The 18,194-nt window shown below is 70.7% G+C and carries 13 protein-coding genes; 6 read left to right on the forward strand and 7 right to left on the reverse strand.

Features of this window, described 5'->3' with window-relative positions; translation table 11 throughout:
* Positions 1 to 367 precede the first annotated feature (367 nt).
* Positions 368 to 2,665: an arylsulfatase gene (locus LBW94_RS07880; RefSeq protein ID WP_225055230.1), complete on the reverse strand. Its 2,298-nt coding sequence runs from the start codon at positions 2,663 to 2,665 to the stop codon at positions 368 to 370.
* A gap of 336 nt (positions 2,666 to 3,001) precedes the next feature.
* On the opposite strand from LBW94_RS07880, the gene LBW94_RS07885 reads away from it, so the two are divergent.
* Genes LBW94_RS07885 through LBW94_RS07900 form a run of 4 tightly spaced genes read left to right on the forward strand, consistent with a single transcriptional unit; the run spans position 3,002 to position 8,269 of the window.
* Positions 3,002 to 4,591: an ABC transporter substrate-binding protein gene (locus LBW94_RS07885; protein ID WP_225055231.1), complete on the forward strand. Its 1,590-nt coding sequence runs from the start codon at positions 3,002 to 3,004 to the stop codon at positions 4,589 to 4,591.
* A complete protein-coding gene (locus LBW94_RS07890; protein WP_225055233.1) occupies positions 4,588 to 5,547 on the forward strand; it encodes an ABC transporter permease in 960 nt (319 codons plus the stop codon). Before LBW94_RS07885 ends, LBW94_RS07890 begins: the two co-directional genes overlap by 4 nt.
* Positions 5,544 to 6,416 carry an ABC transporter permease gene (locus LBW94_RS07895; RefSeq protein WP_225055234.1) on the forward strand — a complete coding sequence of 291 codons (873 nt, stop codon included), beginning with the start codon at positions 5,544 to 5,546 and terminating at the stop codon, positions 6,414 to 6,416. Before LBW94_RS07890 ends, LBW94_RS07895 begins: the two co-directional genes overlap by 4 nt.
* Before the next feature lie 50 nt (positions 6,417 to 6,466).
* Positions 6,467 to 8,269, forward strand: a complete 1,803-nt coding sequence (locus LBW94_RS07900; protein ID WP_416276856.1) for a dipeptide ABC transporter ATP-binding protein — start codon at positions 6,467 to 6,469, stop codon at positions 8,267 to 8,269.
* 30 nt (positions 8,270 to 8,299) lie between these two features.
* On the opposite strand, the gene LBW94_RS07905 is transcribed toward LBW94_RS07900, so the two are convergent.
* The 6 genes from LBW94_RS07905 to LBW94_RS44195 all read right to left on the reverse strand — a co-directional run bounded on the left by LBW94_RS07905 (position 8,300) and on the right by LBW94_RS44195 (position 15,552).
* Positions 8,300 to 8,671: a nuclear transport factor 2 family protein gene (locus tag LBW94_RS07905; RefSeq protein ID WP_225055236.1), complete on the reverse strand. Its 372-nt coding sequence runs from the start codon at positions 8,669 to 8,671 to the stop codon at positions 8,300 to 8,302.
* Between the two features lie 63 nt (positions 8,672 to 8,734).
* Positions 8,735 to 10,468, reverse strand: coding sequence for an NTP transferase domain-containing protein (locus LBW94_RS07910; RefSeq protein ID WP_225055237.1), 1,734 nt, complete (start codon positions 10,466 to 10,468; stop codon positions 8,735 to 8,737).
* 78 nt (positions 10,469 to 10,546) lie between these two features.
* Positions 10,547 to 11,278: a VOC family protein gene (locus LBW94_RS07915; protein ID WP_225055239.1), complete on the reverse strand. Its 732-nt coding sequence runs from the start codon at positions 11,276 to 11,278 to the stop codon at positions 10,547 to 10,549.
* A gap of 66 nt (positions 11,279 to 11,344) precedes the next feature.
* The gene (locus LBW94_RS07920) at positions 11,345 to 11,659 is read right to left on the reverse strand and encodes an MGMT family protein (RefSeq protein WP_225055240.1); all 315 of its coding nucleotides are present in this window, start codon (positions 11,657 to 11,659) and stop codon (positions 11,345 to 11,347) included.
* A gap of 2 nt (positions 11,660 to 11,661) precedes the next feature.
* The gene (locus LBW94_RS07925; protein ID WP_225055242.1) at positions 11,662 to 12,423 is read right to left on the reverse strand and encodes an alpha/beta fold hydrolase; all 762 of its coding nucleotides are present in this window, start codon (positions 12,421 to 12,423) and stop codon (positions 11,662 to 11,664) included.
* Positions 12,424 to 12,555: 132 nt separating this feature from the next.
* Positions 12,556 to 15,552: a helix-turn-helix transcriptional regulator gene (locus LBW94_RS44195; protein WP_323137802.1), complete on the reverse strand. Its 2,997-nt coding sequence runs from the start codon at positions 15,550 to 15,552 to the stop codon at positions 12,556 to 12,558.
* Positions 15,553 to 15,640: 88 nt separating this feature from the next.
* On the opposite strand from LBW94_RS44195, the gene LBW94_RS07940 reads away from it, so the two are divergent.
* Both LBW94_RS07940 and LBW94_RS07945 read left to right on the forward strand, forming a co-directional pair.
* Positions 15,641 to 16,798, forward strand: a complete 1,158-nt coding sequence (locus LBW94_RS07940) for an epoxide hydrolase family protein (RefSeq protein WP_225055243.1) — start codon at positions 15,641 to 15,643, stop codon at positions 16,796 to 16,798.
* Between the two features lie 409 nt (positions 16,799 to 17,207).
* The gene (locus tag LBW94_RS07945) at positions 17,208 to 18,194 is read left to right on the forward strand and encodes a hypothetical protein (RefSeq protein WP_225055245.1); all 987 of its coding nucleotides are present in this window, start codon (positions 17,208 to 17,210) and stop codon (positions 18,192 to 18,194) included.

An 18,194-nucleotide genomic window follows, 5' to 3' on the forward strand; every position in this document is an offset into this window, starting at 1 on the left:
GTAGGGAGTCGCGAGTACGGCGTAAAACATCTGTCTCACACCCTCGCGGCGGGGAATGTGAGCTGTGAGATCGGGGAAACCTGACGGTCACCGCGCGATTGCCGCGTAATATCTCCGATACCTGCCCGACCTGGGTCGATCGCTTTCGTGCGAGCGTAATGGACGGGCCGGCGGCCGCCTCCGGAGTAATTCGGTGAGACTTCGGAAACTCCCGATTATCTGGTGGGTAACAATTGTTTACACATCCGCGACGCCGCACGGGGATTCGCTCGGCGCCGCGTGGCATCGATATCCACGGCCGCCGGACCTGTTCGCCGAGTGGTAGCCGCACGAGTGCAGGGGAGTGAATCCCCGCCACCGCGGCCGGCTATTCCCCGACGAGTTCCGCCTCGGTCTCCAGCGCGCGCACGGCCGCGTCCGGCACCCGGCGCAGCCCCGGCGTATACACCACCGCCCGCAGATCGCCGGTGAACCGGAACGGGCCGCGGCGCTCGCGTAGCTCCCAGGCCACCGGCCCGCGGGCATCGACGCCGACCGAGATCCCGGTCCACGGCGACATGCCCACCAGCTGCACCCGGTGCGGCAGTTCGGCAACGGGCAGTCCGTCGACGGCGATCGTGAAGTCCCAGCGCAACTTCGGCCGCACGGCCGCCGACAGCACGACCTGCCGCGTGCCCGCCGGGATCGGCGCCGATGCCTCCTCGTAGTGACCGTATCCGTTGTAGCCGAACACGATCCGGCCGTCGGCCACGTACAGCAGATAGCCGCCCTGCGGGTCGCCGTGCGCCACCAGCACGCCCTCGTCACCCGCGACATGACTGCCCAGTTCCACCGTGACGGTGAAGTCCCGGTACGCGATCAGCTGTTGCGACCGGTACCGCTCCAGCGTCGGGGTGCCGGGCAGCAGGCGCAGCGGCTGCGACCAGCGTGCCTCCGCCGGTCGGCGGCGGGCCAGATCCTCGCGGGTGATCAGCGGGAACACCGTGTTGTGCCACGCCGCGTCGTCCCAGGCGGCCGCGAGCTCCGCGACCTTCTCCGGATACCGTTGCGAGAGATCGTGCAGCTCGGTCGGATCGGCGCGCACGTCGAACAGCTGCCAGCGCGGATCGTCGACATCACGGCGGGGATCGTGCAGCGCCAGCAGTTTCCAGCCGTCCCGATAGAAGCCCCGATGCCCGGTGATCTCCGAGTACTGCTCGGTGTGCCGGGAGCGGGCGTCGGCGTCGCGCAGCACGCCGGCCGCGGACACGCCGTCGAAGTCCTCGGCGGGCAACCCGTTGCGCACCTCCGGCCGCGACAGTCCGGCCAGGTTCAGCAGCGTCGGCGCGAGATCGGTGACATAGACGTATTCGTCGCGGATGATGTTCTCCGGCAACCCCTTCGGCCAGGACACCACGAACGGCACCCGTACCCCGCCGGCGAAGGTCTGGCCCTTGTAGAACCGGAACGGTGTGTTCGACGCCTGCCCCCAGCCCCGTGGATAGTGCACACCCAGCCGGGCGGTGCCGATCAGATCCACGTCGTGCGGCTGATCGCCGACCCAGTCCGGATCGTCGATGTGCGCGAATTCCGCCAGGTAGCTGCGGGTGCCGACCGGGCCGCCCTCGGCGGTGCCGCCGTTGTCGGAGGTGAACACCACGATCGTGTTGTCCAGTTCGCCGAGCTGTTCGACGGTGTCCAGCAACCGGCCCAGGCTCTGATCGATGTTGTCGACGATCGCCGCGTATACCTCCATGTACCGGGCGAACCGGTGCTGTTCCTCGGCGGACAGCGAATCCCATTCCTGCGCTTCATAACCCGGCTCGGTGTTGCGCGGCTTCTGCTCGGTGCCGGGCGGGAACAGGCCCTGTGCCAGCTGATCGGCGAAGCGGCTGCGGCGCAACGCGTCCCAGCCCGCCGCGTAGCGGCCGCGGTACTTCGCCAGATCGGTGTCCTTGGCCTGCAACGGCCCGTGGATCGCCACGTGCGCGAAGTACAGGAAGAACGGCTTGGCCGCGTCGTGCGCGCGCAGATCCTTCAGATACGAGATCGCCTTGTCGGTGAGATCGTCGGTGACGTAGTAGCCCTCGGGATATTCGTCGACGTCGACCGGCGAGCTGTCGGAGATCAGTTGATTGGGATGGAAGTAGGAGTTGAAGCCTTCCAGCGACCCGTAGTAGCGGTCGAATCCGCGCTGTGTCGGCCAGGAATCCCGGTGCGCCCCCGGATGCAGGGTGGCATCCCGTACCAGATGCCACTTGCCGACCGCGTAGGTGGCATATCCGTTGTGCCGCAGAATCTCCGGCAGGGTCAGCACATCGTCGGCGAGCTCCAGCCGCAGCCCGGGATAGCCCGGATCGGCATTGGCGACGAAGCCGAAACCGGCCCGGTGCGAGTTGATCCCGGTCAGCAGCGCCGCGCGCGAGGGCGAGCACAGCGGGGTGGTGTGGTAGTTGGAGAGCCGGACGCCTCTCTCGGCCAGCCGATTCAGCGTCGGCGTCTCGATCTCGGACCCGAACGGCCCGATATCGCTGTAGCCCAGGTCGTCGACCAGGACCACGATGATGTTGGGAGCGCCGGCGGGCGCGGCCGGGGGATGGGTCCATTGCGGGGTGGAGTCGGCCGTGGTGCGGCCGATGGCGCCGGTGAAGTCCTCGTAACCGCGGGCATGGTCAGGTAGGGGCATGCGGGCAGCCAAGCATCGGCGGCCGCGTGCGGACCAGGGTTGCACTCACCGTGTACACAATCGACTACAGGCAGTTCGCAAGGGTTTCATGCACGCTGCGATTAACCGGTGACGTGCCACGGCCCGCGTCGATACCGTCCGGTCATGCAGACGAGTCGACCCAGCGCGCGCACCGCCGGTTCCGCGCGGGAACCGGAGTGCTGCTGTCGCGTCGCATGTGAGTGACCGCACCCACGGGTGCGCGTCCGTCGCCGCCGTTGTATCCCACGGCCGGTCCCGCAACCGCACCGCATCCGGTTGACGACTCGGACCGGCCCGTATCGCGAGGAATACCAGATGAATTCGACCCCCGGCGTGCTGGGCCGCCGTTCCTTCCTGCGTACCGCGAGCGTCGTCGCGCTGGCGACCGCCGGTGGCGGCCTGCTCGCGGCGTGCAACTCGGCCGTCGGCGACAAGCAGACCGGTGGCGGCGACAATGCCACGCCGGTGCGTGGCGGCACGCTCACCATCGGCACCACCAGTGACGTGGTGCCGGGCAACTTCTTCACCAACACCTCCGGCGCCGTGCTGATCATCGGCCTGGTCTACGAGTCGCTGATCCGCTACCCGCACGACACGGTGCAGCCGGCGCCGCTGCTGGCGAAGTCCTGGACCCTGGCCCCGGACGGGAAGTCGCTGACGCTGGAACTGCGCGACGACGTCACCTTCCACAGCGGCCGGCCGTTCACCGCCGCCGACGCCGAATTCTCGCTGCGCACCTACGCCGACCCGAAGTGGTCCGGCCAGCTCAAGAGCACCGCCGCCGCGATCAGCGGCTACGACTCCGGCAACCCGCACCGGCTGGTGCTGCAATTCGAGCATCCGCTCGGCAACATCTTCGATCTGCTCGACACCGTGCCGATCATCGACAAGGAGAGTTTCGACGCCTTCGCCACCGGTGACAAGTACGTCGGCACCGGCCCGTTCCAGCTCACCGAGCGCACCCCCAACACCCGCTTCGTCTTCGACCGGAATCCGCACTACTGGGTGCCGGAGCGGCCCTATCTGGACCGGGTCGAGGCCCAGATCGTCGGCGACTCGCAGGCGCAGCTGAACGCGCTGAAGTCCGGTCGTATCCTGGCCGCCGACAACCTCAACTACCGTGACAACGAGAACATCGGCAGGACAGCGGGTTTCAAGTCCGTCAACTACGACGGCGCCGAATTGCAGCTGTACGTGGGGGCCAATGTCGGCAATCCGGTGCTGGCCGACGTGCGGTTGCGGCAGGCCGTCGCCTACGCGCTGGATCGGGACCGGGTCGTCTCCGAGGTGCAGCGCGGGGCCGGATACGCGATCAATCTGCCGTGGCCGAAGACCTCCCCGGCCTTCGACCAGACCCGCAACACCCGGTACACCCGCGACCTGGCGAAGGCGAAAGCGCTGGTGGCGCAGGTCGGTTCGGTGCCGAAGCTGCCGCTGACCTACAGCACCGTCTCGCCGATCAACCAGGCCACCGCGCAGATCGTGCAGGCGAACCTGGCCGAGATCGGCATCGAGACCACGCTGGATCCGCAGGAGAACGCGACCTTTGTGAAGAATCTGATCGGCGCGAACTTCCCCGCGCTGTGGGTCACCGACCACTCCTGGGCGCAGTTCGTGCCGTCCACGCTGACCGTCAGCGCCTATCCGTTCAATGCGCGAAAGAACGCCTCGCACTTCGATTCTCCGGCCTACGTCGCTGCTGCCGATGCCGCCTGGCAGGTCACCGACGGCACCGGCGCCCAGGCGGTGCAGGCCTATCAGGCGGTGTCCGACCAACTTCTGGAGAATCTGTTCCTGATCGAGATCAGCGTCCGCTTCCAGCAGGTGGCCACCGCCGCGAAACTGCACGGCCTGAGCTGGACCAAGCGGCGGGAGACCCTGTACACGGAGGCGTTCCTCGCATGATCCGATATCTGTTGCGCCGCGTGCCCTCCCTGCTGGTGGTGCTGTTCGCGGCCTCGGTGCTGATCTTCCTGGTGCTGCGGCTGGTGCCCGGCGATCCGGCGCACATCCTGGCCGGCGGCGACGCCACCCCCGACACGGTGGCCGCCATCCGGCATCAGCTGGGCCTGGACCGTTCGATCCCGGCCCAGTACCTGACCTGGCTGGGCGACATCTTCACCTGGCATCTGGGCCGCTCCTACATCCTCGGCGGGCAGATCACCGATCTGATCGGCGCCGCCTTCGGCAACACGCTGGTGCTGGCCGCATCGGCGCTGCTGCTGGCGATCGTGGCGGCGGTGGCGCTGGCCTCGGCCACCGTGCTGTGGCCCAGCCGCTGGCTGACCGCCGCCGCGACGGCGGTCAACACCGTGGCGGTTGCGGTGCCCACCTTCGTCACCAGCGTGCTGCTGGTACTGGTGTTCGCGGTCGCGATCCCGATCCTGCCCGCCGGTGGGGTGCCGCCGGACGGCTTCATCGCTCGCCCGGACATCGCCGTGCAGTACCTGATCCTGCCGGCGGTGTGCCTGGCGCTGCCGGTGTTCGCGGCGCTGACCCGCTTCCTCACCGAGGCACTGCGCACCGAACTGGGCAGGCAGTACGTGCTCACCGCGCGCTCGCTGGGAATCTCGCACCGGCAGATCGTGATTCGCGGTGCGCTGCGCAACGCCGCACCGGCCGCGCTGACCGCGCTGGGGGTGCAGACCGGGCAACTGCTCGGCGGCGCGGTGCTGGTCGAGGCCACCTTCGCCTGGCCGGGCATCGGCCAGCTCATCCAGCAGGGCATCAGCCGCCGGGACTATCCCGTGGTGCAGGTGCTGCTGCTGTTGTCGGTGCTGATCTTCGTGACGATCCAGTTGATCACCGATCTGATACACGCCTGGCTGGATCCCCGGATCCGGATCGGAGGAGAGGCATGAGCGCGGCGGTCGTCGACATCCCGATTGCCGAGGCCGAACTCGAACAGCGGCAACGGCATTCGATCCTGCGCGGGTTCCGCGGCGGGCAGGGGCCGGCCGGACTGGTGCTGGTGCTGGTGATCGCGGGCGCGGGTCTGTTCGCCGGTGTGCTCACCAGTGCCGATCCGCTGACCCAGATCTCGGGCGCGAACCTGCTCGGCGCGAGCGCGGACCACTGGTTCGGCACCGACCAGCTCAACCGGGACGTGTTCTCCCGCGCGCTGCACGGCATCCGGGTCGATCTGCTGATCGTGTTCGTCGCCGTGCCGGTCGGTGCGGTGATCGGGTCGCTGATCGGGCTGCTCGCCACCACCAACGCGGTGGCGGATGTGGTGGCGCAGCGAGTGTTCGACGTGATCCTGTCCTTCCCCACCCTGATCTTCGCCATCGCACTGGCCGCGATCATCGGGCCCGGCACGACCGCGGTGATCGTCGTGATCATCGCCGCCGAGATCCCGGGCTTCGGCAGACAGATCCGCACAGCGGTGCTGCGGGTCCGGGAACAGCCCTATGTCGAGGCCGCCACGGTGATCGGCGCCGGAACCTGGTGGACGCTGCGTAAACACGTGCTGCCCAACGTCTTCGAACCGCTGATCGTGCAGCTGGCGCTGTCGCTGTCACTCGGCGTCTTCGTGGAGAGCGCGATGAGCTTCATCGGGATCGGCGTGCGGCCACCCCAGCCGTCCCTGGGCTCGATCATCGCCGACTCGATCCCGAATCTGGACGCCAACCCCGCCTTCGCCGCCGGCCCGCTGGTGCTGGTAGCGGGCCTGACCCTCGGCTTCCTGCTGATCGCCCAGGCGCTCGGCCGCGCCGCCCGGGTCGGGTGACGGCCGTGGTCACCATCGCCGCCCTGCGCGCGGGAACGAAAGAGGCTGCCGTGCCCGAGGATACGGACCACGACACCGTCCTGGACATCCGTGAGTTGTCGGTGCGCTTCGGCGCCCGCACGGTGGTGGACCGGGTCTCGTTGCGGGTGCGCCGGGGTGAGGTCGTCGCGCTGGTGGGGGAGTCCGGCTCCGGCAAGTCGCTGACCGCCCGCTCGGTGGCCGGTCTGCTGCCCGAGACCGCCCGGTCCGAGGGCTCGATCCTGCTGGCCGGCACCGAAACCATCGGCGCCACCGAGGAACAACTGCGCGCACTGCGGGGTACCCGCGCCGCCATGGTGTTCCAGGAGCCGCAGACCGCGCTGAATCCCGTGCAGAAGATCGGCACCCAATTGGTGCAGGCGCTGCGCGCGCACGGCCGGATCGGCCGCGCGCAGGCGCGGGCCCGCGCGATCGAACTCCTGCGCCGGGTGGACATTCCGGAGGCCGACCGCCGAGTGGACTGGTATCCGCACCAGCTCTCCGGCGGCCAGCGGCAGCGCGTGGTGATCGCGCTGGCGCTGTCCGGCGAACCCGACCTGCTGATCGCCGACGAGCCCACCACCGCCCTGGACGTCACCGTTCAGGCGGAGATCCTGGACCTGCTGCGAACCCTTCAGCGCCGCAACGGAACCGCGATCCTGTTCATCACCCACAACCTGGGCGTGGTGGCGGAGATCGCCGACCGCGTGGTGGTGCTGCGCGGCGGTCGCGTGGTCGAACAGCAGCCGGTCCGTGAGCTGTTCGCCACCCCGCACGACCCCTACACCCGCGACCTCCTCGCCGCGGTCCCGCGCCTACCCGGGACCACCACGACCGCAACGTCGCCCGAGGTCCCGGCCGCACCGTCGTCGGAGCGCGCGGCCGAACCGCTGTCCGAGCCGACGGCGGCCTCGCGGTCCGACTTCACTGCCACGTCGCGGTCCGAGCGCACGGTGACGTCGCGGCCCGGAGCCGGCGCTGCGCTGCGGCCCGAACTCGTCACCGCCCCACCGGTGCTGGGGATCGAGGGCCTGAGTGTCGTCTACCGCAGCCGGGGCCGGACATTCCAGGCGTTGCGGGAGGTGTCGCTGACACTGGCGCCGCGCGAGGTGATCGGCCTGGTCGGTGAATCCGGTTCGGGCAAGAGCACACTCGGCCGGGTGGCGCTCGGGCTGGTGCCCGCGGCCGCGGGCCGGGTGGTGTTGCAGGGCACCGCGCTCGCCGGGCTGCCCGGCCGGGAGTTGCGCGCACTGCGCCGGAATGTGGCCCTGGTGCACCAGGATCCGGCCGCGTCCCTGGACCCGCGGCGCACCGTGGGCGAATCCATCGGCGAACCGTTGCAGGTGCATCGGGTCGCCGGCGGCTCACTGCTCCGGGCCAAGGTCGGTGACCTGCTCGAATCTGTGCGCCTGCCACGGGATTACGCCGGTCGGCGGCCCGCCGAACTGTCCGGCGGACAGCGTCAGCGCGTCGCCCTGGCCCGTGCCCTGGCGCTGGCGCCGCGCCTGCTGGTCGCCGACGAGCCCACCAGCGCCCTCGACGTCTCGATCCAGGCCCAGGTGCTGGACCTGTTCGCCGATCTGCGTGCCGAGTACGGGTTCGCCTGCCTGTTCATCAGCCACGACCTGGCCGTGGTGCATCGGGTCGCGGATCGGGTGGTCGTGTTGCAGGGCGGGTCGGTGGTCGAAACGGGTACGGCCACCGACGTCTTCGTCGCCCCCCGGGAGGAGTACACCCGCCGGTTGGTGGCGGCGGTGCCGATCCCGGACCCGAGCGCCCGCCCGGCCCCGGCCGCCGAGATGCACCGCTGCGCGCCGCTGGCCGCCGGCGGCTGACTCCGGCGGGCGCCACCGGCCGGGCCGGGTCTAGCCCTGACCCAGCTCGGCCAGTGGCGCCATGTCGAAGTAGTCCCGCCAGGCCGCGATCTTGCCGTCGCGCACCTCGAAGCTGCCCATCACGGGCAGTTCGATCGGGCTGCCGTTGATGGCGAACTTGTCGGTGCGCTCGTTGAGCACGACGTCGCCGATCTCGGCCTGCCGATGCACGTCGAAGTGGATGTTGCCGAACGCGCCGATGAATCCGCGCAGGAACTCCAGGATGGCCGGCTTGCCGACCAGCGGATCCATCGGGATGTTGTGGTAGACGGCATCCTCGGTGAAGTACTCCACGATGGATTCCGGTGTCCCGGTGCGCCATTCGGCGCAGAAGGTGGTGACCAGTTCGCCTGCGGTGGCCATGATGTCCTCCTATTTCTGAAACGTGTTACACAATGCCGGGCGGGCTGCCCGTCCGCAAGGGGGTCAGACCGGCAGCGGGATGAACTCCACCAGCGCGCCGTCGGCCGCCCCCGGCGGCACGACCACCAGGCCGTCGCGGTCCAGCAGCCCGGCCAGGTGGTTGGTGCGGATGCCGGCGTCGCCGATCCAGCCACCTTCGGGAACCGCCCGCGCCGAGGTGATCCGGGTGGCGGTGTCGGCGATCTCGGCGGCATTGCGCAGCGGGCCGACGATCGCCCGGGGCGCGGTGGCCCCGGTCAGCCCGGACACGATCGCCGGCGCCAGCGCCAGCAGCGTCGCCACCGCCGCGAACGGATTGCCGGGCAGTCCCAGCAGAGCGGTGCCGGCGGGCAGTTCGGCGATCACACCGGACCCGCCGGGGCGTAGTCGCAAGCGGTGCACCAGGGTTCGCGCGGCGGCCCGGTCCAGCGCATCGCGCAGCTGATCCGCCGCGCCGCCGCCGGTGGCGCCGACGACCACCAGCAGATCGCAATCGGCGCCGGCGGCCAGCACCTCGTCGAAGCCGGTGGCGGTGTCGCGCAGATGAACCCGGTCCATCACGGTGATTCCGCAGTGCGACAACAGTTCCGGCAGCACCGGCCCGATCGAGTCCCGGGTCTGGCCGGGGTGCAGCGGTCCGGCGCTGCGGATCTCGTCGCCGGTCATCACGATGCGGGCCCGCACCGGACCGCGCACCGGCGCGGTGCCGACCTCGGCGCTGGCGGCCACCGAGATCAGCGCTGCCGACACCACGGTGCCCGCGGCCGCGACCACGTCACCGGCGTGCCAGTCCTCGCCGCGGCGGCGGCGATCGTCGCGCATCGGGGTGTCCGGCAGGCGATACAGCAGGTTCGCGTCCAGGTGGACGAATTCGTCGCGTAGCACCGCGGTCGCGCCGTCCGGTACATGCGCCCCGGTCGCGATCCGCACCGCCTCCCCGGTCAGCAGCCCGGCCGGTCGCTGCCCACCGGCGAAGCCGATGTCGTGGCGGACCTGCCAGGGTCCGGTGCCGGACACCGCGTACCCGTCCATCGCGGACACGTCGAAGCGGGGCAACGCGTCCGCGGCCGCCAGCGGGGCGGCCAGCGCCGCGCCGCGCGCCGCGCGCAGCGCCGACTCCCGGGCGGGTAGTCGGGTCAGCTTGTCGCGCACGATGTTCCGCGCCTCGTCCAGGGTGAGCGGGGCGGTCCGGGCGCGGGCGCGGCGGAGGTCGTCGGGGGTGTCGCAGTCGGCGGCCCCGGCCAGCGGCAGCAGTGCGGTGCGCGTCGGCACCAGCGCCTTCATCGGCTGGTTCACCAGCGACGGTAGCCCCGCGAGCGCGTCCGCGAGCAGTGCCCGCCGCCACACCCCGACCAGATACTGCGGACGGCCGGTCTCGTCGGCGGCGAAGACCGCGTCGGCGCCGGATCGCTCGAGGTGCTCGAGCAGTGCGCCGACCGCCGCGTCGGTCAGGAAGGGCATGTCGGCGGCCAGCGCCACCACCAGGTCCGCGGGCGTCTCGCCGGTGTCCAGCGCCGCCAGTCCGGCGGCCAGCGCCGCGACCGGACCGGACCCGGCCGGCATCTCCTGCGCCTGGCGCACCGCCGCCGGCAGGTCGGGACGTGGCGGGCCCACCACCACCGTGTGCCGGCACCGCGCCGCGGCGGCGACGGCGGCCTCCAGCATCGATCGCCCCCCGACGACGATTCCGGGTTTGTCCACTCCACCCATGCGGGTGGCGCGGCCACCGGCCAGCACGATCGCGTCGGCGGTCGTCACGAACTCGTCCCCGGCAGCGTGATCATGTCTGTCGATGGTAGTGAGGGGTGGGCGCGGCCTCGTACGGCCCCGCCACGATCACGGCCGGAGCAGGCAGAACTCGTTGGTGTCCGGATCGGCGAGCACCATCGGCGGATCGAAGGCGGGTGAGCCGATGTAGCGCATCGGGATCGCCCCCGCCGCACGCAACCGCGCCACCTCCGCGGCCGGATCGTCGGCAGGGAACGGCATCAGGTCCAGATGCAGGCGGCTGTGCTCGTGCGCGGCGTCGGCGATCCGGAGGAATTCCAGCCACGGACCCATCCCGGTGGCCGACCGGATACCCGTCGACCGCGGTTCGTCGAGCGTGACCGGCCAGCCCGAGGCCACCGACCAGAACTGTGCCAGCCGTCCGGGATCGGCGGTGTCGACGACGATCGCGGCGACCGCGCCGGTGTCCACATACTGCTCGCGCGGCTCCAGCACACAGAATTCGTTGCCCTCGGGGTCGGCCAGCACCACCCACGGCACCGCGCCCTGCCCGATGTCGATCGGCCGCGCGCCCAGCGCCAGCGCCCGATCCACTTGCAGCCGTTGATGATCCAGCGATCTGCTGGAGAGATCGAGGTGAATCCGGTTGGGCCCGGTCTTGGGCGAGGGGGCCGGGAGGAAACTCAGCCCCACATCCGGGCCGTCGGGGTCCGGCGCGGCGACGTCCGCGCCGCCGTCCCGATCGACCGTGACGGCCCAGCCCAGCAGATCGGCCCAGAACCGGGCCGCGATCCTGGGTCGCATCGCCTCGAACACCACGCACGCCAGACGGGTGGACATACCCCCACGGTAGTCAACCCGTGCCGGGCGCGGGGCGGGTTCGGTGATTCGACGCGCCGAGCCGGGTCAGCTTGTGCCGGGACCGGTTTCGAACCGGTACCGGGCAGCGGCCAGATCCACCCGATCGTCCCGGATCGGACAGCCCTCCTCGGCGAGCTTGCGCAGCTGCCGATGCGCCAGCTGCGCGGCGGGCCGGCCGTCGGCGCGCAACACCCGGTGCCAGGGCAGGTCGGCCGAATCGGTGCGCATGATCCACCCGACCGTGCGCGGAGTGGAAAGCCCGGCCATGGCGGCGATGTCGCCGTAGGTCGCCACCCGGCCGGGCGGAATCGCCGCGACCAGCTCCCGGACCCGCTCGATCTCGGCGTCGGAGGTCGGCACGGCTACAACGCCGCCCGCACGACCGCAGCGGTCTCGGCGGGCCGCGACTGCGGCACCATGTGATCGCAGTCGAATTCGTGCACCGTGAGCCGATCGCCGAGCTGCGCGGTGAGCGCGGCCCGGAACTGCGGGGTCACGATCTGCGCCTTCATCGCCTGCACCAGCACCGTCGGCAGGCCGGCGGGTGGCACCACGATCTCCCGGGCCAGCTGTCCCCAGTACGACACGATCGCCGGCATATGCACCCGCCACTGCACCCGGTCCCCGGGCGCGGGCACCAGATGCTCCGCCAATTCGGCGTCCAGCAGCGCACTGTCGACATCGGCCCACGCCGTCTCCAGCTTGTCCAGCCGGGCCTCCTCGACATCCGCGTAATCGGGCCGGGCCAGCGTGGCCACCGCGATCTGGTCGATCAGGTCCGCCGGCATCCCGACGGCCGGATCCAGCAGCACCAGCCCCCGCACCAGTTCCGGGTACCGCAGCGCCAGCCGGATCGCCACCGCCCCGCCGAACGAATGCCCCATGACCAGTGCGGGTTGCCCGTCCAGCACCGCCGCGACATCCTCGACCACCGTCTCGAAGGTCCACGGCGGCAACGTGGTCGCCCGGCCGTGCCCGCGCAGATCCGGCGCGATCATCCGGACCTCCGGCAACTGCTCGGCGGCCAGCGCCTCCCAGCGGCGGCCGTGACCGGTCAGGCCGTGCAGGGCGAGGACGCGGGGCCCGTCGGCGGGCCCGAACCGGTACACCTGAAGATCGCTCACCGCCTCATTGTGCCGGGCGGAGTCCCCGGGCCGATATCGGCACCTCAGGGGGAGGCCGATCGGTTCGGTCGCCGAACGCGCCGGGTGGCAGGGCGGACGGTGCGGCTGGTCGGCATGTGGATGGCGTCCGGGTCAGGCGCCGAGTTCGTCGCCGCCGGACAGCAGGCCGTGTGCGCGGGCCAGTGCGGCGGCCTCGGTGCGGGTGGCGGCGCCGAGTTTGGCGAGGATGCGCGAGACGTGCACTCCGGCGGTATTGCCGCTGATGAACAGCTCGGCCCCGATGCGGCGGTTGCTCAGTCCCGCGGCGATCAGCCGGAGGACATCGAGTTCCCTTGCGGTGAGCCCGAATTCGGAGCCCTTGCGGGGCGCGGGGCGGGCCGCCGGAGCCTCGTCGCCGAGTTGCACGCCGCTGCGGCGGGCGATGTCGCAAATCGTCCGGAGCAGGGGTTCGGCCGCCAGGTCCGTGCCGATCGTGTGCGCGGTCCGCAGCGCCGTCGCGGCCGCGGCCCGATCGCCGCGGGCCGGTAGCGCACGCGCCGCCTCGGTCAGCGCCTCGGCCTGCTCGAACGGACGCCACAGCTCCTGCCAGGCGCGGGCGGCGGCCTGCCAGTCGTCGGCGTCGCCGGTGCGGGCAGCCTCCCGGGTGAGCCGGTAGGCGATGTCGGGCCGGGTCCGGCACGGCAGCGCGAGCGGGTCGACATCCGCCGGGGTCCGGTCGGCGGTGACCGTCAGCAGCGGCCACACCTCGTGCGGATGCGCGGCGGGGTCGATCCCCGCCAGGGCCGCGGTCAGCAGCTCGTCGATCCCATCGTCGGTGCAGCGAATCCTGATGGCCGCCAGCTCCAGTCGATATTGAACGGCCCAATCATGGCTTCCCAGTAGTGCTTCGGCATCGTCGGCGGCCGTGCGCGCCGAATCGGTATCGCCGCGCGCGACCGCGATGCGCGCGTGGCACAACAGCAGCGCGGCGCGGGCGATCGGCGGTATCCGGTCCGCGAGGGTCTCCTCGATCAGGTCCGCCGCCTCGGTCCACCGGCCCAGCGCCGTAAGTGCCTGCACCTGTTTGACGATCAGGATCGGCCCCTTCTCCACGAACCGGAAGCTGTCGTGCGCCGCCCGCAGCCCCTGCCGCACGACCGCGATCGCGGTGTCGTACTCACCGGCGGCCACCTGCACCGCCGACTCCCAGATCGACACCGTCAGCAGGGCGGCGGGATCCGGGGCCAGCTCCCGCGCGGTCCGGAAATACGTTGCGGCAAAATCGATCTCGTCTGCGGACGCGAGGCCCAGGAAGGTGTACGCCCGCGCGGCCAGCGCAGCGGACCCGGGCACCTGCTCGGCGACGGCCACCGCCGCACGAGCACTGCGCGCCGCACCGGCGGCATCGCCGGTGAACATCTGTACCGACGCCAGCTCCACCAGCGCCTGCCCGCGCACCTCGGACGGTTCCTCCGGCAGCACCGCCAGCGCCCGCCGCAGATCCGCCAGCCCGCCACCGGCCTGATTACCCAGCCGCGCCCGGATCAGCAGCAGCCTGCCCAAGCGCGCCGACCGCGTCTCACCCGGCCGTGCATCGGCCGCGTCCACCCGTGGCGCGACCACTGCATTCAGCGTGCCGCTCGGGCTGTGTCGCCGATCCGCTGCGGCCGTCGATCCGACGTCCGGGTTCCGAGTGGTCGGCGACACCACAACGAGGGCGGACTGGTTCGCCAACCTGTGCGCCGCCTCGCTGCCCAAGTCGGGTGCCTGGTCGGCCATGCCGAGCGCCTCGTCGACCAGCGCCAGGCCGCGATCGACCGCGCCGCGCCGGGCACAGATCTCGGCGATCGACTCGAGCAGGGCGGCCCGGTCCACCGGGAGCGCGGTGGCGACCCGCGGTGCCCGGTCCCACAGGTCGAGTACCCGCTCCAAGTGGCGCAACCGCTCCGGATCCGCCCCCGCGTCGGCGGCCACACCGGCGGCCTCCCAGGACGCCGACAACGCCACCGGCCAGTCCCGCGCCGCGTACGCGTGCTCGGCGAGTTCCGCGCTGCGCGATTCGCGCGGTAGCAGGTCCGCGTCCGCGCGCAGCGCCGCAGCCAGCCGGGCATGCGTGCGCATTCGTTTGGCGGGCAACTGATCCTGATACACGGCATCGCGGATCAGCAGGTGCCGGAATTCGTAACCGGTCTCGCGGGGCAGCAGCAGCCGGGCGTCGGCCGATTCGGCGATCGCGGCGTCGAGCCGTTCCTCCGGCAGATCGGCGGCCACGGCCAGCAACTCGTGCTCGACCGGTGATCCGGCCACCGCGGCGGCTCGCAGCGTGGTGACGGCATCGGCCGACAGCCCCGCCAGACCGGCCAGCAGTAGTTCCGTCAGTTCGGCCGGGGAATCGTCGGCGGCCCGGCTCAGCGCCTCCACGAACAGCGGGCTGCCGCCGCTGCGCTCGAATATCCTTGCGGTGCGGCCCGGTTCGGGCTCCCGGCCCAGCAGCGCCGCCAGCAGCCGGCCCACCTCGTACCGGGTCAGTGGGTGCGGTTCGATCCGCAGCACACTCGGCAGCCGCCGCAACTCGGCGGTCAGCTCACGCAGGCGTCCCGTGCCGACCGGCCGATGCGTGCCCACGATCAGTACCTCGGCACGGTCCAGGTTGGCGACCAGGAAGGCGAGCAGATCCAGGCTGGAGGCGTCGGCCCAGTGCAGATCCTCCAGCACCAGGACCAGCGGCCGGGTCTGCGACAGCTGTTCCAGCACGGTGAGCACCTCGCCGAACAGCCGGGTGCGGTCCGGATCGCCTGCCGCCGAGCCGGTTCCGGTCAACTCGGGCAGCCAGCGGGCCAGAGCCGGCGTCGGCGCGGGCAACACCTCCCGCAACCCGCCGACGCCGACGGTCCGCAGCAACTCCCGCAACGCGGGAACGAACGGGCCGAACGGCACTGCGTCGTTGCCGAATTCCGGGCACCGGCCGGTCGCCACCAGGGTGCCGGTGGGCAGCCGGTCGCCGAACTCGCGGACCAGCCGTGACTTGCCCATCCCGGCGGCCGCGGTGATCAGCACCGCCGTCACCGCCGGATCCCGCCGCGCCGCATCCAGATTCGCCAGGTCGGCGGCGCGTCCGACGAAAGTGCCGCTGACCGGGAGGCTCACCACGGCCGTAACGATACCGGCGGGTCTGCGGGCCGAAGATAACGAATTCTCGTGATTCGCCGCGCCCCTCGTTACCGGAATCGTGAAAGACATGACAGACAACGAGATTCGCCCCTTCCATCCCGAGATCCCCGACACCGCGCCGGCCGACCTGCGCGACCGGCTGCGGCGCACCCGCTTCATCGATGCGGTGCCGGGCACCGGCTGGGAACGCGGCGTCCCCACCGCCCACCTGCGCGAGCTGATCGCCCACTGGGCCGAGAAGTTCGACTGGCGGCGGGTGGAGGCCCGGCTCGCCGCGTACCCGCAGTTCATCACCACCATCGACGGCCAGCGCCTGCATTTCCTGCACATCCGCTCACCGCACGCCGCCGCCACGCCGTTGCTGCTGCTGCACGGCTGGCCCGGCACCGTGCTCGATTTCCACGCCATGATCGAACCGCTGACCGCGCCGGCCGACCCGGATGTGCCGCCCTTCCACCTGGTGATCCCCTCGCTGCCCGGCCACGGCTTCTCCGGCCCGCTCACCGAGACCGGCTGGAACGACGGCCGGATCGCGGCCGCGCTGGCCGCACTGATGGCCCGCCTCGGCTACGAGCGGTACGGCGTGCACGGCGGCGACCACGGCGCCTTCCTGGCCCCCCGGCTCGGCCGCGACGATGCCGCCCATATCGTCGGCGTCCACGTCAACGCCCTGGTCACCTTTCCGACCGGCGATCCGGCCGATATGGCGGCCCTGTCCGATGCGGACCGGCAGCGGCTGGCCGCCATGAAGGCCTTCCAGGACGACGGCTCCGCCTATATGCAACTGGCCGGATCCCGCCCCGACACGCTGGCGCAACTGCTCGCCGACTCGCCGGCCGGGCAGCTGGCCTGGATCGTGGAGAAGTACCACGAGTGGACCGAGCGGAAGCTCGACCTCGACACTGTGCTGACCACGGCCGCCGTGTACTGGCTCACCGACACCGCGCGCAGTGTCGCCGCCTACTACTACGAGCGGTTCCACGACCCGCTGATGTTCGCGCCGACGCCGAAGGGCGTCACCCCCACCGGGGTCGCGGTGTTCCCCGTCGCCGACTTCGCCATCCGCCGATTCGCGGAGAAAACGCACCACATCACGCACTGGTCGGAGTTCTATGCGGGCGGCCACTTTCCGGCGCTCGAGGTCCCGCACCTGCTGACCGGAGATATCCAGGAATTTTTCCGGACCCTGATCACGGACCGGTATACCGAACATGTGAAAGGTTGACCCCGGGTAATTCATGGGATGGTTTCCGGTCGCCATTGGTAGCCGCGGCACGCAATTCGTGACCGCGGTCACCATGGCCCCGATCGCCGTTGCCCCTATTTTTTCGGGCACGTTCCGAGGGGCTGGACGGTACTCGGTGAAGGGGTGTAACTTTTCGCCTTCGACCGGCGATTGTCCTGTTTCGCGCACATCGGGTTGCCGCGCCCCCGGCGCGGCAAAGCGTATCAGCCGACAACCTCGGGGGCGAATAGAAAAACTTATCGGCGGCATTCGAGTTCTTGGCGGAAAAGTTGGTGCGTCGAGGTTTGAATCGCCGTAATGTCGGTGTGGATCTCGACGCTCGAGATTTCGAATGTGTTTCCGATCCGTGTGCCCCGGGGGCGGGGCTTCGTCTGATCATGGGAGACGAATGAGTGTTGGTCGTATCGACATGTCCGCGCTGCCCACAGCGATTTTCGGCCCAGCGATGGGCATCCAGGGGCTGGCGCTGGTGGTTTTTCACACCGAGCAATGGCTGCATCCTGCGGCAATGGTGCTGTCGGGTATCTCCCTCCTGATTCTCGCGATAAGCGTGCTGGCGCACGCTGTCAAACTAATTCGCTTTCCAGTGGCGGGAAGAAATGACCTCCGGACTCCGGCGTTCGTCTGCTTCTACGGACAGCCCGGGGTGACCGTCCTGCTGGCCGCCGAGATTTTCCAGGGCTCCGCGCGGGTTTTCGCCGCGGTGCTGACATCGGCCGGGGCGGTGATCGCGGCGTCGTCCGCACTGGCCCTCGTCCACGCGCGCGACCGCGTGCCGGAGCCGGGAAATCCGATGCCACCGCAACTGATTCCCGGGATCGCCTGCCTGATGGTCCCGATCACCGCGCACGACTTTCTGTCCGAGGGGTGGTGCTGGACGATTCTCGGTGCGGCGGCGGCCGTGCTCGCGACCTTCTACCTGGCCGCGCCGGTCGGTTTCCCGAAGCTGCCGGCGCCGCTGGCCCCGACCGCCGCGATCCATCTCGCCGCGCCGGCCGTCGCCTGCGTCGACCTCGCGGAGTTGTTGCCGCACAGTCCGTTCGACCGGATCGCGCTCGGTGTCACGGGATTCGTGTTCGCGGGCCTCGTGATCCGGGGGCGGAGGCTGGTGAGCGCCCCCTTCGGCCTGCCGTGGTGGGCCTTCACCATGCCCTTCTCGGCGGTGATCCTGGCGCTGGGCTCCGTCATCTCGCCGGACGGCAACTGGTGGGCGGTGATCCGGCTCGGTCTGGTGGTCAACGCGCTGCTCGTGGTCGTGGTGGGTGGGCGCACGATCGCGGCGCTCGCCCGCGGCACCCTGCTCCCGGCCGTGCCCGCCGCCATCTCTGTGCCGAAACCCGTGGCCGCTCAGTTCGTCTCCACCGCACAGGAATGA

The sequence above is a fragment of the Nocardia sp. alder85J genome (genome assembly GCF_020176955.2).
Taxonomy (GTDB): domain Bacteria; phylum Actinomycetota; class Actinomycetes; order Mycobacteriales; family Mycobacteriaceae; genus Nocardia.